This window comes from Ensifer sp. PDNC004, assembly GCF_016919405.1.
Taxonomy (GTDB): domain Bacteria; phylum Pseudomonadota; class Alphaproteobacteria; order Rhizobiales; family Rhizobiaceae; genus Ensifer.
The window spans coordinates 1,116,750-1,131,948 of the sequence record NZ_CP070353.1; the positions used below are offsets into that span (position 1 = coordinate 1,116,750).

11 protein-coding genes are annotated in these 15,199 nt (G+C 63.9%); 6 read left to right on the plus strand and 5 right to left on the minus strand.

The annotated features are described in order from the left end of the window. Positions 1-149: 149 nt before the first annotated feature. The gene (recG, locus tag JVX98_RS13660; protein ID WP_205238957.1) at positions 150-2,255 is read left to right on the plus strand and encodes an ATP-dependent DNA helicase RecG; all 2,106 of its coding nucleotides are present in this window, start codon (positions 150-152) and stop codon (positions 2,253-2,255) included. 43 nt (positions 2,256-2,298) lie between these two features. On the opposite strand, the gene JVX98_RS13665 is transcribed toward recG, so the two are convergent. The 4 genes from JVX98_RS13665 to glmU form a co-directional block, all read right to left on the minus strand. Beyond that, positions 2,299-2,988, minus strand: coding sequence for a DUF502 domain-containing protein (locus JVX98_RS13665; RefSeq protein WP_043620334.1), 690 nt, complete (start codon positions 2,986-2,988; stop codon positions 2,299-2,301). Positions 2,989-3,006: 18 nt separating this feature from the next. Next, a complete protein-coding gene (locus tag JVX98_RS13670) occupies positions 3,007-3,504 on the minus strand; it encodes a GNAT family N-acetyltransferase (RefSeq protein ID WP_043620505.1) in 498 nt (165 codons plus the stop codon). Then, complete coding sequence (gene glmS / locus JVX98_RS13675) at positions 3,504-5,330, minus strand: glutamine--fructose-6-phosphate transaminase (isomerizing) (protein ID WP_205238958.1); 1,827 nt, start codon at positions 5,328-5,330, stop codon at positions 3,504-3,506. Before glmS ends, JVX98_RS13670 begins: the two co-directional genes overlap by 1 nt. Before the next feature lie 242 nt (positions 5,331-5,572). Then, positions 5,573-6,943, minus strand: coding sequence for a bifunctional UDP-N-acetylglucosamine diphosphorylase/glucosamine-1-phosphate N-acetyltransferase GlmU (gene glmU / locus JVX98_RS13680; protein ID WP_205238959.1), 1,371 nt, complete (start codon positions 6,941-6,943; stop codon positions 5,573-5,575). Positions 6,944-7,186: 243 nt separating this feature from the next. Between glmU and JVX98_RS13685 the strand changes: the two genes are divergently transcribed. Continuing rightward, positions 7,187-8,947: a hypothetical protein gene (locus tag JVX98_RS13685; protein WP_205238960.1), complete on the plus strand. Its 1,761-nt coding sequence runs from the start codon at positions 7,187-7,189 to the stop codon at positions 8,945-8,947. Positions 8,948-8,960: 13 nt separating this feature from the next. Here JVX98_RS13685 and JVX98_RS13690 read toward each other — a convergent pair whose 3' ends face one another. Then, positions 8,961-10,607, minus strand: coding sequence for a Na/Pi cotransporter family protein (locus JVX98_RS13690; protein WP_205238961.1), 1,647 nt, complete (start codon positions 10,605-10,607; stop codon positions 8,961-8,963). Between the two features lie 349 nt (positions 10,608-10,956). Between JVX98_RS13690 and JVX98_RS13695 the strand changes: the two genes are divergently transcribed. The 4 genes from JVX98_RS13695 to moaC are packed head-to-tail and all read left to right on the plus strand — an operon-like array spanning position 10,957 to position 15,195. Then, a complete protein-coding gene (locus JVX98_RS13695) occupies positions 10,957-12,846 on the plus strand; it encodes a peptidylprolyl isomerase (protein WP_205238962.1) in 1,890 nt (629 codons plus the stop codon). Positions 12,847-12,863: 17 nt separating this feature from the next. Next, a complete protein-coding gene (gene trpD, locus JVX98_RS13700) occupies positions 12,864-13,877 on the plus strand; it encodes an anthranilate phosphoribosyltransferase (RefSeq protein ID WP_205238963.1) in 1,014 nt (337 codons plus the stop codon). Positions 13,878-13,891: 14 nt separating this feature from the next. Continuing rightward, positions 13,892-14,707, plus strand: coding sequence for an indole-3-glycerol phosphate synthase TrpC (trpC, locus tag JVX98_RS13705; protein ID WP_192446099.1), 816 nt, complete (start codon positions 13,892-13,894; stop codon positions 14,705-14,707). Further along, positions 14,707-15,195, plus strand: coding sequence for a cyclic pyranopterin monophosphate synthase MoaC (gene moaC, locus JVX98_RS13710; RefSeq protein ID WP_192446098.1), 489 nt, complete (start codon positions 14,707-14,709; stop codon positions 15,193-15,195). Before trpC ends, moaC begins: the two co-directional genes overlap by 1 nt. Positions 15,196-15,199: the final 4 nt, after the last annotated feature.

A 15,199-nucleotide genomic window follows, 5' to 3' on the forward strand; every position in this document is an offset into this window, starting at 1 on the left:
ATTCCTTCCTGCCGCCCGCGATGACGCCCGCACACTCGGACGAACGCGCAAGGCTTTGGGGTACGGTTTGTCGTCAACGGCTCTATAAACTCTGAATAGCCGATTGTCAGCCTTGCCAAAGCCCGAATTATCGTCGCAATTTCATCGCCATGCGCCCCACACTGCTCGATCCGCTCTTCTCTCCGCTCGACACGCTTCCAGGCATCGGCCCGAAGATCGGCGAACTCTATGCCCGTTTGCTCGGTCGCGAGACGATCGAGGACTGCCGGGTAGTCGACCTCGTTTTTCACGCGCCGCATTCGCTGATCGACCGGCGCCAGCAGCCGGGCATCGCCCACGCGCCGCAAGGAGTGATCGTCACCATCACTGGTCGGGTCGATCGCCACCAGCCGCCGCCGCGCGGCAAGCCCAACCTGCCCTATCGCGTCTTCCTGCATGACGAGACCGGGGAACTGGCGCTCACCTATTTCCGCGTCAAGGGCAACTGGCTGGAAAAATCGCTGCCGGTCGACGAGACGGTCATCGTCAGCGGCAAGGTCGAGTGGTTCAACGGCCGCCCGTCCATGGTTCACCCGGATTATGCGGTTCGGGCCAGCGAGGCGGAAAACCTGCCGCTGGTCGAGCCGGTTTACGGGCTGACGGCAGGACTTTCACCAAGGATATTGCGTAAGTCGATCGAGGCAGCCGTCGCCCGCGTCCCGGAAATGCCGGAATGGATGGACGATGCGCTGCTGGCGAAGCAGGGTTTCGGCACCGCGGCCGAGAGTTTTCGCGCGCTGCACGATCCGCGCGACGCGACGGACCTCGATCCGCAGGCCCCCGCCCGCCGCCGCCTTGCCTATGACGAGTTTCTCGCCGGTCAATTGTCCCTGGCTCTCGTTCGCCAGCGCCTGCGCAAGGTCGCGGGAGTACCGGTTCACGCGACCGGCGTGCTTTCTCGTCCGGTCATCGACGCCCTTCCCTTTTCGTTGACGAACAGCCAGTCGACGGCAATCGCCGACATCCTGAAGGACATGGCCGGGACGGACCGCATGCTCCGGCTGCTGCAGGGCGATGTCGGCTCCGGCAAGACGATGGTGGCACTGATGGCCATGCTGGCAGCCGTCGAATCCGGCGGGCAGGCGGTGCTGATGGCGCCGACGGAAATCCTCGCACGCCAGCACCATGCGACGCTTGCCAGAATGGCCGCCCCTGCCGGCATCGCCATCGACGTTTTGACCGGCCGCACGAAGGGCAAGGAACGCGACGCCATTGTCGAACGGATCGCCTCCGGTGAGACCCGGATGGTGATTGGCACGCATGCGCTTTTCCAGGATACGGTGAGCTACAAGGAGCTGACGCTGGCCGTCGTCGACGAACAGCATCGCTTCGGCGTTCACCAGCGCCTGCGCCTGACCGCCAAGGGCATCTCGCCGCATATGCTGGTCATGACCGCAACGCCCATCCCGCGCACCCTCGTGCTTGCCGCCTTTGGCGACATGGATGTGTCGAAGCTCACCGAAAAGCCCGCCGGACGAAAGCCGATCCAGACCGTGACGATCCCAACGGAACGCGTGGACGATATCGTCGATCGGCTCGACGCCGCACTACGCGAGGGCAAGAAGGCCTACTGGATCTGCCCGCTCGTGGAAGAGTCCGAAGCCGTCGATGTCATGTCGGCCGAAGAACGATACGAGAGCCTTGCCAAGCGCTTCGGCAACAATGTCGGCCTGGTGCACGGCCGCATGAACGGCGCGGAGAAAGACGCCGTCATGCTCGCCTTCAAGAACGGCGAGATCCGCCTGCTGGTCGCGACCACCGTCGTCGAAGTCGGCGTCGACGTGCCGGACGCGACGATCATGGTGATCGAGCATGCCGAACGCTTCGGCCTTGCCCAGCTTCACCAGCTGCGCGGCCGCGTCGGCCGTGGCGACGAGGCATCCACCTGCATCCTGCTCTACAAGGGTCCGCTCGGCGAAACCGGCCGTGCCCGGCTCTCGATCCTGCGCGACAGCGAGGACGGCTTCCTGATCGCCGAGGAGGACCTGAAGCTGCGCGGCGAAGGCGAGTTGCTCGGCACACGCCAGTCAGGCACGCCCGGCTTCCGCATCGCCAGCCTCGAAGCCCACGGCGATCTGCTGGAAATCGCGCGCAAGGACGCCGCCTACGTGATCGAGCGCGACCCCGACCTCACATCGGAACGCGGCGAAGCGCTCCGCACGCTGCTCTATCTCTACCGCCGCGACGAGGCCATCCGCTTCCTGCGTGCCGGCTAAAGCATCCTTTGTGCGTTCATTGGAACGCACGGCGCTCTAGGCGTCAGGCGGTCTCTTGCTGGGTGATTTTCAAGGGGGCGTTGGCGAGCGGCTTCTGGTCGGGGGTCACGAGGCCACCCGAGATGAGAAGCTTGGCCGCGTCCTCCGCGCTCATGTCGAGCGGGATGATCTTGTCGCGCGGGATGAAGAGCAGGAAACCCGCCGTCGGGATCGGGGTCGGCGGAAGGAAGACGGCCACCATGTCCATGCCGCGTTCCTTGAACTTCGAGGCGATCTCGCCCTTCACATCCGTTGCGATGAACACCAGCGACCAGATGCCCGGGCTCGGATACTCGATCAGCCCGGCCTTCTTGAAAGAGGAGGACTGCTCCTGCAGCACCGTCTGGAAGATCTGCTTGGTGGACTTGTAGATCGTGCGGACCAACGGGGTGCGATTGACGAGCGACTCGGCGAGATTGACGATTGACCGACCGACGAGGTTTGCGGTCATGAAGCCGACGAAGGTGATCACGAAAATGGCGACGAGCAGGCCGAACCCGGGAATGGCAACCGGAGAATAGGTATCCGGATTGTAGAAGTTCGGCAGATAGGGCTTAACCCAGCCGTCGGCCCAATCGATGAAGGTGCGCACGAGCCAGACGGTGATCGCAACCGGCGCACAGATGATCAAGCCGGTCAGAAAGTAATTGCGCAGCCGCGTCGCGATATAGCCGCGTTTGGAATGTTCCGTCATGCTTCTTCCGTCTCAACCTCACTCGACGCCGAAGGCCGGATGATAGGCGACCGTGCCGGCCGCCATCGCGCCGGAAAGAGCCAGCGCCATGAAATATTGCGGCGCACAACCGGGGAATACAAGAGCCGATTCGTTGCGGAAGCCGAACTTTTGATAGAGGGCCGGATCGCCGACGACGACGCAGCCCGAGGCGCCTTCCGCCCGCAGCCATTCGAGGCCTTCGAGGATCAGTTGCCTGCCGATGCCCTGGGCCTGAACGTCCGGCTTGACCGAGACCGGACCGAGCCCGAACCAGCCGCTTTCCGCCGGGTCGAGCGTTACTGGCGAAAAGGCGATGTGCCCGACGATTTCCTCGTTCATCTCGGCGACCAGCGAGACGGTCAGCGCGCCGGCCTCACGCAGCCGCTCGATGATGAGGGGCTCGCTCTGGTCGCTGTGCGGATGCCCTTCAAAGGCGGCCGCGGTGACGTCGCGGATCGCCTTCTCATCTCCCGGGCGCTCGTGCCGGACATAGATCATTCGACGGTCACCGATTTGGCGAGGTTGCGGGGCTGGTCGACGTCGGTGCCCATGAACACCGCCGTATGATAGGCAAGCAGTTGGATCGGCAGCGAGAAGATCATCGGTGCGATGACTTCGTCGACATCAGGCAGCACGATCGTCGCCATGGTCTCGAGCTTGGAAGCGGCAGCGCCCTTCTCGTCGGTGATGAGAATGATCCGACCACCGCGGGCCGCCACTTCCTGCATGTTGGAAACGGTCTTTTCGTAGAACCGGTCGTGCGGGGCGATGACGATGACCGGCATGTTCTCGTCGATCAGCGCGATCGGTCCATGCTTCAGTTCGCCGGCGGCATAACCTTCCGCATGGATATAGGAGATCTCCTTCAGCTTGAGTGCCCCTTCCATCGCCAGCGGGAAGCTGGTGCCGCGGCCGAGGTAGAGCACATCGCGGCACTTCGACAGCTCGCGCGACAGAAGCTCGATCTTCGGCTGAACGGCGTTCAGCACCTGGCCCATGATGCGCGGCATTTCGGCGAGGTAGCGAACCAGGACCTGCTCTTCCTCGGCACTCACCGTGCCGCGGGCGCGGCCGGCGCCGATCGCGAGCGACGCCAGCACGGCGAGCTGGCAGGTGAAGGCCTTGGTCGAGGCAACGCCGATTTCGGGGCCGGCAAGGATCGGGAAGACCGCGTCGGATTCACGGGCGATGGTCGATTCGCGCGTGTTGACCACGGCGCCGATCTTCAGGCCGAGCTCCTTGCAATAGCGCAGCGACGCCAGCGTATCGGCGGTTTCGCCGGATTGCGAGATGAACAGCGCGGCCGCATCAGAAGGCAGCGGGATCTCACGGTAGCGGAACTCGGACGCAACGTCGATTTCCACCGGCAAGCGGGCGTAACGCTCGAACCAGTACTTGCCGACGAGACCGGCGAGATAGGCAGTGCCGCAGGCGGAAATCGCAAGGCTCGGAACCTTGGCGAAATCGATCGTGCCCGGCAGCGCCTTGATGCGGTTGCCGGCAAAGTCGATGTAGTGGCTGAGCGCATGCGCGATCACCTCCGGCTGCTCATAGATCTCCTTCTCCATGAAGTGCCGGTGGTTGCCCTTGTCGATCATGTAGGCGGCCGCTGTCGACAGCTGCTTCGGCCGGTCGACGACGTTGCCGTCAAGATCGAAGATATGCACGCCATTCGCGCCGATCACCGCCCAGTCGCCATCGATCAGATAGGTGATCTCGTTGGTAAAGGGCGCAAGCGCGATCGCGTCGGAGCCGAGGAACATCTCGCCGCGACCGTGACCGATCGCAAGCGGCGGGCCGTTGCGCGCCGCCATGATCGTCGACGGATCGTCCTGGAACAGCACAGCCAGCGCATAGGCGCCGGTGACGCGCTTCAGCATCGCGTGCATGGCCTCGCGCCGGCCAAGCCCGTCGCGCCGGAACTTGGAGAGCAGATGCGCTACGACCTCGGTGTCGGTGTCCGTCTCGAACTTGGCACCGCCGGCGATCAGCTCGTCCTTCAGCGCGGCAAAGTTTTCGATAATGCCGTTGTGCACGACGGCGACGCCATCTGTGAAGTGCGGGTGCGCGTTGCGCTCGGTCGGCGCGCCATGGGTTGCCCAGCGAGTGTGGGCAATGCCGATCGTGCCGGCAAGCGGCTCTTCGCGCAGCCTGATCTCCAGATTGACGAGCTTGCCTTCGGCGCGCCGGCGCTCCAGCTTGCCGCCAATGACGGTGGCGACACCGGCGGAATCATAGCCGCGGTACTCCAAGCGCTTCAGCGCATCGACCAGTCGTTCCGATACCGGCTGGTTGCCAACGATGCCTACAATACCGCACATAGTCGTCTCCGAATTCGTCCCCGCGCCGTGATCGGCGCCCCTGTTCAACGAGGGCGAAAGATGCCGCCCTGCGCGCTGCCTTGGTAAAGCATTTGCGGATCGAGGCAATCCGCCCCGATTTCACTTTCGATTTCAATGTTTAACGCCGCCGCATGTTCCCGCGAATCCAACCCGATCCAAGGGGCGTGCGACAATCCGAAGTGCTCGGCGCCCGCACGCGTCAGCGCGCGGGCATCATAGGCCTAAATGTCAGCCTTCGCCGCCTTCTTGGCCGCCTTCACCGCCTGGTAGCGCTCACGCAGCAGCCGTGCCCGGCCGGGCTTGATTTCCTGGCGCGCGCGGCCGAAGGCGACGGCGTCGGCCGGCACGTCCTCAGTGATCACACTGCCGGAAGCAACCAGCGCGCCGTCACCGATCGTAACCGGCGCAACCAGCGACGAATTCGAGCCGATGAAGGCATTTTCGCCGATCCGCGTCTCGTGCTTGTTCACGCCATCATAGTTGCAGGTGATCGTGCCAGCGCCAATGTTGGTACCCGCGCCGACGAAGGCATCGCCGATATAGGTTAGGTGATTGACCTTGGCGCCGGCGCCGATCTCCGCCTTCTTGACCTCGCAGAAATTGCCGACCTTGGACTTTTCACCGAGATCGGCACCCGGGCGCAGGCGTGCATAAGGGCCGACCGTCGCGCCGGCGCGCACCGTCGCACCCTCGACATGCGAAAAGGCGTGAATGATCGCGCCGCTTTCGACGCGCACGCCCGGACCGAACACGACGTTCGGCTCGACCAGGACATCCTGCTCCAGCACGGTATCCCAGGCGAGAAACACGGTTTCCGGCGCGATCATCGAGACGCCCGACAGCATCAACTCGTGACGACGGCGCTGCTGCCACAGGCGCTCGATGAAGGCGAGTTCGGCGCGCGTGTTGCAGCCCGTCAGCTCCTCTTCGGGGGCCTCGACGGCAATCGCCCGCCCACCGATCTCGCGAACGATCTCGACCAGGTCGGTCAGGTAGTATTCGCCCTTGACGTTTGCGTTGCCGATGCGGCCGAGAAGGTCGAGCGCCTTGCGACCGTCGATCGCCATCAGGCCGCCGTTGCAATAGGTGATGCGGCGCTCTTCTTCCGTTGCGTCCTTGTGCTCGCGAATGGCGAGTAGCGCGCCGTCCTTGACGATCAGGCGGCCATAGCCCGACGGATCTGCCGCCTCGAAGCCGATCACCACGACCTCATTGCCGGCCGCCAGCCCCTCGCGAGCGGCTCGAAGCGGCTCCGGCTTGATCAGCGGTGTATCGCCGAAGACGACGAGAATGTCGTCGAAACCCTTTGCGATGGCATCGCGGGCCGCAAGCACCGCGTGACCGGTGCCGAGCCGTTCCTTCTGCAGATAGGAGGAAACCGACACGCCGCCGATGTCGGCGGCGGCCGAGACTGCGTCGGCGTCGCGGCCGACGACGAGAGCGATATCGGAGATGGAAGCATTTGCGAGCGCCTCGACGACGTGGGCGATCATCGGCCGGCCGGCCACCGGATGCAGCACCTTCGACATGGACGATTTCATCCGCGTGCTTTCACCCGCAGCCAAAACGATGGCCAGGCACGTCCGTTCCATATATCTCTCCTTGGTCTCTTCCAGGCTCACGCCCTCTGCACAATTCCTTAGATTGGAATCGGCTCAAGTACAAAATCGCCGTTCGATTCGGCGCGGTGCTAGCAGCAACATATTGCGAGAAGCATAATTCTCACAATCACGTCGCATTAACCGGCTTAAAACCGGATGATGGCATAAGAAGGCGCGGAGCCTGTGTCAGCAAAACCGTGCGGGTGCATCGCTCCTTCGGGGGATCAAGCCGCAATGCACAGCCGCACTGACATCGACACACCGGCAAAGCCTACCGGCGCGGTTGTTCTTCTCGCCCGATCTCCGCTTCTGCTGCTGGCCCTTGTGCTTGGCGTACTCGCGGTTCTGGTGAGCTTCACGATCCCGCAGCCGATCGGCCCGATGTTCTGGGACCACTATCTCTACCTCGATGCTGCCAACCGCATCCGCGACGGCCAGATACCGTCAGTCGATTTCTTCACCCCCGTCGGCGCCCTCGGCTACTATCTCTTCACCGGCCTGCAGCGCATCTTTCCGAACGGCCAGCCGCTGCTCCTGGCAAGCTGGTGCCTGCTTCTCGCCACGGGACCGCTGATCGCGCTTGTGGTCGTCGATGTCCAGAAGCGTTCGACGGCACTTGCCTATGCGACCCTGCTGCCGTTCCTGGCGTTCTCGGTGCTTCCGTTCAACACCGGCGACTTCTACCCCTACCCTGGCTCCGATGGTTTCGGCATCTACAACCGCCAAGTCTGCCAGCTTCTCTATGTGCTTGCAGCCGCACTCGTCCATGTGCGCGATCGCCGGCTGCTCGTCGCAACGGTCGCCAGCGCCATGGCGGCATTGTTCTTCGTCAAGATCACCGGCGCGGTTGCCGGCACGCTCATGTGCCTCATGGCCTTTGCTGCAGGACGCCTGCCGTTCCGCTCGGCTATCGCAGCCGGGCTACTGGTCGTTGCTGTCCTCGCCATCGTCGAAGTCGCCTTCAGCGGCGTCTCCGCCTATCTCTCGGATATCCTGGCGCTGCTTTCCGTCAATGACGGCAGCTTGCTGCCGCGCCTGCTGCAGGCCGCCTCGCTCAATGCCGGCCTTTTGATCCCGGCCGGACTGCTTTGCCTGGTGCTTTTCGGAAGCCACCTTTCGTCCTTCGCCCAGTCGCTACGCCAACTTGCGAGAAGTCCGTCAATGTCGGCGATTGGCAGGACGTTCGACCAGCCGTTTCTCTGGCTGGCGGCCTTCGTTGTTGCCGGCATCGTCTTTGAGAGCCAGAACACCGGCAGTCAGGCGTTCATTTTCCTGTTGCCGCTGCTCCTCAAGCTTGCGATCGACGAGGTCGCGACCGCCAAAACAAGGCCCGCCGCAATCGCCGTCGCCATTCTTGCCTTGGCGGCAGCCTTGCCGCCGGTCACGGCCGTCGCGCAAAAGAGCGCCCGCGCCTGGATCGGGGCCGTCAACAACGTGCCGCTGGAAAGCCGCAACCTCAAAACCATGGGCGCCGTCAATGTGCGGCCCATACTGGCACTGCGCGCCGAGCGCCTGCGCACCATCTACGCGACCGAGCGCTCCGCTTTCGACGCCTTCGCCAAGGCCGGCGAATTGCCGTCGTTCCTCCTCTATAGCGATTTCGATTTTCAGGCGGCATGGCTGATGAATGTCGACGACGCGGTCGACGCGCTCAGGGCCTACGAAGCTTCAAACCGCGTGCGCTTCGAGACGATCTTCAACGTCGACTTCACCAATCCCTTTCCGTGGCTGATGGACCGCAGCGCGCCTCGGCATGTCGCGATCGGCGCGGATCCCTTCCGCGCCATTCCGCCGCCGGACGAAGATGTTCGCGCCGCCATCGCTGCTGTCGACATCGCGCTGGTACCGACCTGCCCGGTGACCAACGTCAACCGGACGCTGCTGTCGCTCTATCTGCCGAGCCTCGAGACGGGACACAGCCGGATCACGCTGACACGCTGCTACGACGCCTTTGTCCGCAACGGCCTGAAGCCTGCGGCCAACGTCGGCGGCTGACGGACGCCGATGACTAAGCGCCCGGCCGCAAGCGGCTCTCGCTGAGCAGCCCGTTTTCCTCAAGGATGGGATAGGCGACGGAAGCGATATGCGCGTTGACGCGCTTCAGATCCCTGAGCATATCGAGATGCAGGGAGCTCGTCTGCAGGCTCTGGACCAGTCCGTCGCGTAGCCGCTCGATATGGCGCTCGGCGGAGCGTTTTTCCATGTGGCGCACGTTGACCTTCACCTCGATGAGCTGCTTGGCGAGATCGGCATTGCGGGTGACGAATATGGTCTGCGCGACACGCAGGTTGTCGATGGTCAGATTGAAGAGGCTCTTCAGCTCCTGATAGCCCTCCTCCGAGAACTTCAGGCCGTTGCTGACCTTCTTGGTGATCTGCTCGCACAGCCCCTTCTCGATGATGTCGCCCATGTGTTCGAGATTGATGGCGTAGTCGATGATGACGATCGAGCGGCGGCCGTCGTCGGCGCTCAGGCCATCGCGGCCCAATCGCGACAGGAAGATCTTCACCTCCTGCTGCAGCTGATCGACCTGTTTTTCGAACTTGCCGATATCGCGGATGTCCGAAAGATCGTTGTTGTTGAAGGCGTTCGCGGCGCGCATCAACATCGCCTCGACCAGGTCGCCGACGCGCAAGACCTCGCGAGTGGCGCCCGAAAGCGCCATGACAGGCGTATTCAGCGTGCCCTCGTCGAGATAGCGCGGGCCGGTTTCCTCCGCTTCTCCATCCGGAATGAACCGGGCCATCAGCTGCGACAGCAATCCGGCGAAGGGCCAGGCAAGAATGGCGACAGCAAGGTTGAAGGCCAGGTGAATGTCGACCGGCAGGTTCTGGCGCGGCAGCGGCAGGCTCTGCAGAAACTCCACGCTCATGCCTGTCAACGGCAGCGCGATCAGGCAGCCAATGGCACGAACGACGAGGTTGCCGATGGTGACGCGGCGCGCCGACGGCGCGGAACCGAGCGTCGCCATGACGGGCGGAACAGCGCCACCAAGGTTGGCGCCAAGCACGAGTGCCACGGTCAGCCCGACGCTGAGGATGCCTGTCGTCGAGAGCGACAGCACCAGCATCACCACAGCGAGGCTCGACGACGACGCAAAGGCAAGTCCCGCGGAAATGAGCAGCGCCACCGGCCAGGCGCTGTCGAGCATCGACAGGAACGCCCCAAGGGCCGGACTGTCGCGCATCGGCTCCGTCGCCGCGCCCAAGAGTTGCAGCGACAGAAGCATGAGGCCGATGCCGACGAAGGCAGCACCCAGGCCCTGGCGGGCGTTCGACCGGCTGGCGCGGTGCAAGACCACGCCGATGAGAATGACGAGCGGCGACAGCCACTCGATGCCGGTCGCCACGATCCAGGCGGTCATGGCGGTGCCGAGATTGGCGCCGAGCAGGACGATCTGCGCCATGCGCGAATGGATAAGCCCCTTCTCCACGAAGGATGCCGTCATCAGTGCCGTCGCCGTGGAACTTTGCAGCGCAAGCGTTGCGACAAGTCCGGTCACGAAGGAACGGAGAGAGCCGTCGGTTCCCTGAGCGAGGCCGGCGCGCAACCGCGCCCCGAAGGCACGGGTCACCCCGTCCTTGACCAGGGACAGGCCGAAGAGAAGCAGCGCCACTGCTCCAAACAGGTTTACCATCACGATTGTCGACTGCATGGAATCTTCCCGCGGAAGCTCGAAAGAATCGCTCCGCCCCTGCAACAGAACCACAGAACAGCGGCATGTTCGAGCCAATGCGACAGATATTTTTGGGTTGCCGGCTAATGAATCCGACATCAACTTCAACGTTCGCGCCGGCCCGTAAGGCGCACGCGTTTCGCAAGGTCCTCGCTTGCCGTGATCGTGTCGCGGCGGGCACCGAAAAAACAGGTGCACCACCGGGATCAACGATCCCGTGAGCGCGCGCAATTTGCGGCAAACAACCCTTCATTTCCTGTTTCGTTTGTTTTAAGGAACGATTTCGTTTGGCCGATGGCCACCGCATTGCAACGAGGTTTCTGCCCCCATGCTCGAATTTCTGAGAAGCGCCGCCCAGACCTGGGTCGTCAAAGGCCTGCTAATCGTTCTCGTTCTGTCGTTCATGGTGTGGGGCGGCTCGTCGCTGACGATGACCAACCAGTCGGACGCGGTGGTCGTCGTCGGTGACGTCAAGGTCAAGCCCCCGGAATTCCGGCTCGCCTACGAGACCATGCTGGCACAAGCATCCCGCCAGCTCGGCACGCGGCTGACGCCGCAGCAGGCGCGCGCTTTCGGCATCGAACAGCGGGTCTATTCGCAGATCGTCGCCGGCGCCGCTCTCGACCAGCTCGCCAACGACATGAATCTCGGCCTGTCGCAGGATCGGCTCGCAAAGCTCATCGCCGACGATCCGGCATTCCACAGCGTCAACGGCCAGTTCGACCGAATGACGTTCACGAGCGTGCTGCGCAATGCGGGCCTGCGCGAACAGGATTACATCAACAGCCAGAGCCAGACCGCGATCCGCTCCCAGATCGTCGACGCGCTGTCGGATGGCTATGTCGCTCCGAAGGTTCTCACCGACGCGATCGGCGCCTACCGGCACGAGAAGCGCACGATCGATTACCTGCTGCTCTCGAATGCCAACATCGATCCCGTCAAGGTGCCCGGCGACGACGTGCTTTCTCCCTGGTACGACAACCGCAAGGCGAACTACCGCGCGCCGGAGTATCGCAAGATCACCTACGTGAAGCTCGAGCCGACCGACGTCGCCGATCCGACCGTTGTGACCGACGACGAGATCCGCGCCGAATACGAACGCCGCAAGGAAAGCTTCCGCAGCGCTGCCGCGCGGACCATCGAACAGCTCTCCTTCACCTCGCGTGAAGCCGCAGACGCGGCGTCGGCAAAGCTTGCTGCCGGCACCAGCTTCGACGATCTCGTGAAGGCCGAAGGCAAGTCCTCCGCCGACGTACTTCTCGGCGAATTCACCAAGGATCGCGTTCCCGACGCCAAGATCGGCGAAGCCGCTTTTGCGCTGCAGGCCGACGGCGTGACCCCGGTTGTCGACGGTGCCTTCGGTCCCGTCATCCTGCGCGTGACGAACATTCGCCCGGAAACCGTCCGCAGCCTCGACGAAGTGAAGGAAGAACTGCGCAAGGACATCGCCCTGTCCACGGCGGGCGAGGAAGTGATGCGCCTGCATGACAAGATCGAAGACGAGCGCGCTTCCGGCGCGCCGATCAAGGAAGTCGCCGACCAGCTCAAGCTGAAGTTCGTAACCGTCGATGCGGTGGACGCGACCGGCAAGGACAAGAACGGCGATGACGTCGTCGGCCTGCCGGAACAGGCAGCTCTTCTCCAGGAAGTCTTCAAGGCCGACGTCGGCGCCGAAACCCTGCCGGTGAATGTCGGCCGAGAAGGTTACGTCTGGTTCGACCTCGATGAAGTCATTCCAGCGCGCGATCGCACGATGGACGAAGCCCGCGACGAAATCGGCGCCGACTGGATGGCCGAGCAGCAGCGTGCAGCCCTGGCCAAGAAGGCCGGTGAACTGAAGCAGCGCGTCGAACAGGGCGCAAAGCTCGCCGACGTCGCGACCGAACTCGGCCTCGTCGTCGAAACCAAGGCAGGCCTGACGCGCGCAACCGCGGACGTCGCTCTCAGCCCGGCGGCCGTCGCCGCCGCCTTCTCCGGCGCGAACGGCTTTGTCACCAATGCTCCCGGCATCGGCGGCGAAGGTCAGATCCTTCTGCAGGTCACCTCGGTCGACACCGCCGGCCCGGCAGACGTGCTGCAGGACGACAGCCGCCAGATCGAGGCCCTCGCCCGCGTCAGCGGCGAGGACATCCTGGACCAGATGGTCGCCACGCTGCAGGCCGCCTACGGCGTTTCGATCAACCAGACGCTCGCTGAAACCGCCATTGCGCAACGATAGGCCCAAGGAAACCATGGATGAGTGATCTGAAGCCATTCGTCGCCAAGGTCGCCGCCCGCGAGGCGCTGAACCGCGAAGACGCACGTGCCGCCTTCGAAATCATCATGTCGGGTGCCGCAACGCCGTCGCAGATCGGCGGCTTTCTGATGGCATTGCGGGTGCGCGGCGAAACCGTCGATGAAATCGTCGGCGCGGTGGGCGCGATGCGCGCCCGCATGCTGCCGGTCGATGCCCCGGCGGACGCGGTCGATATCGTTGGTACCGGCGGCGACGGCGCCGGCACCTACAACATCTCGACGCTTGCATCGCTGATCGTCGCCGGCGCGGGCGTGCCGGTTGCCAAGCACGGCAACCGCGCGCTGAGCTCGAAGTCGGGCACGGCCGACGCGCTCTCCTGCCTCGGCGTCAAGCTCGACATCGGTCCGGAAGCGATCTCGAAATGCATCCGCGAGGCCGGTGTCGGCTTCATGTTCGCCCAGCAACACCATTCCGCCATGCGCCATGTCGGCCCGACGCGGGTGGAGCTTGGAACGCGTACGATCTTCAACCTGCTCGGTCCGCTCTCGAACCCCGCAGGCGTCAAGCGCCAGCTCGTCGGCGTCTACGCGCCGCAGTGGGTGCAGCCGCTCGCCGAAGTGCTGCGCGATCTCGGCTCGGACAATGTCTGGGTCGTTCACGGCGACGGCCTCGACGAGATCACCACGACAGGCACGACCGAGGTCGCCGAACTCAAGGACGGCAAGATTTCGACCTTCACGCTGACGCCGGCGGATTTCGGGCTTCAGACGGTGACGATCGATGCGCTCAAGGGCGGCGACGGTGCGCACAATGCGGTCGCGCTCCAGGCGGTGCTCAACGGTGCCGAGAACCCCTATCGGGACATTTCCCTTGCCAATGCGGCCGCATCGCTGATGATAGCCGGACGGGCAAAGGACCTCACCGAAGGCATGGCGCTCGCGCGCCAGTCGCTTTCAAGCGGCGGCGCGAAGACCGCGCTGCAGCGCCTGATCAGCGTTTCGAACGCGGCCTGAGGAAGGATCGGCACATGACGGATATCCTGCGCAAGATCGAAGCCTACAAGCGCGACGAGATCGCGGCCGCCAAGTCGCACGTCGCGCTCGACGAGCTCAAGGCGCGCATCGCTGACCAGTCCGCCCCGCGCGGCTTCCATGCGGCGCTCGCCGCACGCAAGGCCGCCGGCACGTTTGGACTGATCGCCGAAATCAAGAAGGCAAGCCCGTCGAAGGGGTTGATCCGCCCGGATTTCGATCCGCCGGCACTCGCCAAGGCCTATGAGGCCGGTGGCGCGGCCTGCCTGTCGGTGCTGACGGACGCCCCGAGCTTTCAGGGCGCGCCTGCCTTTCTCGAAGCGGCGCGCGCGGCCTGCGCCCTGCCGGCGCTGCGCAAGGACTTCATGTTCGACACCTACCAGGTGTTCGAGGCACGTGCCTGGGGCGCCGACTGCATCCTTCTGATCATGGCTTCGCTCAGCGACGACGACGCCCGCCGCCTTGAAGAAGCATCTTTCGAACTCGGCATGGACGTGCTGATCGAGGTGCATGACGCCGAAGAGATGGAACGGGCGCTGAAGCTCGCCTCGCCGCTCGTTGGCATCAACAACCGCAACCTCAGGACCTTCGAGGTCGATCTCGCTGTTTCCGAGCAGCTTGCGGGCATGGTGCCTGCCGACCGTCTGCTCGTCGGCGAAAGCGGCATCTTCACGCATGCGGATTGCCAGCGGCTGGAAAAGAGCGGCATCACGACCTTCCTCGTCGGCGAGAGCCTGATGCGCAAGAGTGACGTCGAATCAGCAACACGCGCACTTCTGACGGGCGTTGCGACCACGCTGGCGGCCGAGTGATGAGCAAGCCGACGCTCACGCATATCGGTGGCAGCGGCGAAGCGAACATGGTGGATGTCGGCGACAAGACCGAGACGGTGCGCATCGCCGTCGCCGAGGGCCATGTGCGGATGAAGGCGGAAACGCTGACGCTCATTCTTGAAGGCGACGCCAAGAAGGGCGACGTCATCGGCACGGCGCGGCTGGCGGGCATCATGGCTGCCAAGCAGACCGCCAACCTCATTCCACTCTGCCACCCGCTGATGCTGACCAAGGTCACCGTCGACATCACGCCGGATCCGACGCTTCCTGGCCTTCGGGTCGAGGCGCTTGCCAAGCTGACGGGGCGCACCGGCGTCGAAATGGAAGCACTGACGGCTGTCAGCGTCGCCTGCCTCACCATCTACGACATGGCGAAAGCCGCGGATCGCGAGATGGAAATCGGCGGCATCCAGCTGGTCAGCAAGTCCGGCGGACGATCCGGCGACTACCGACGCGAAGGGAACTGAGGCC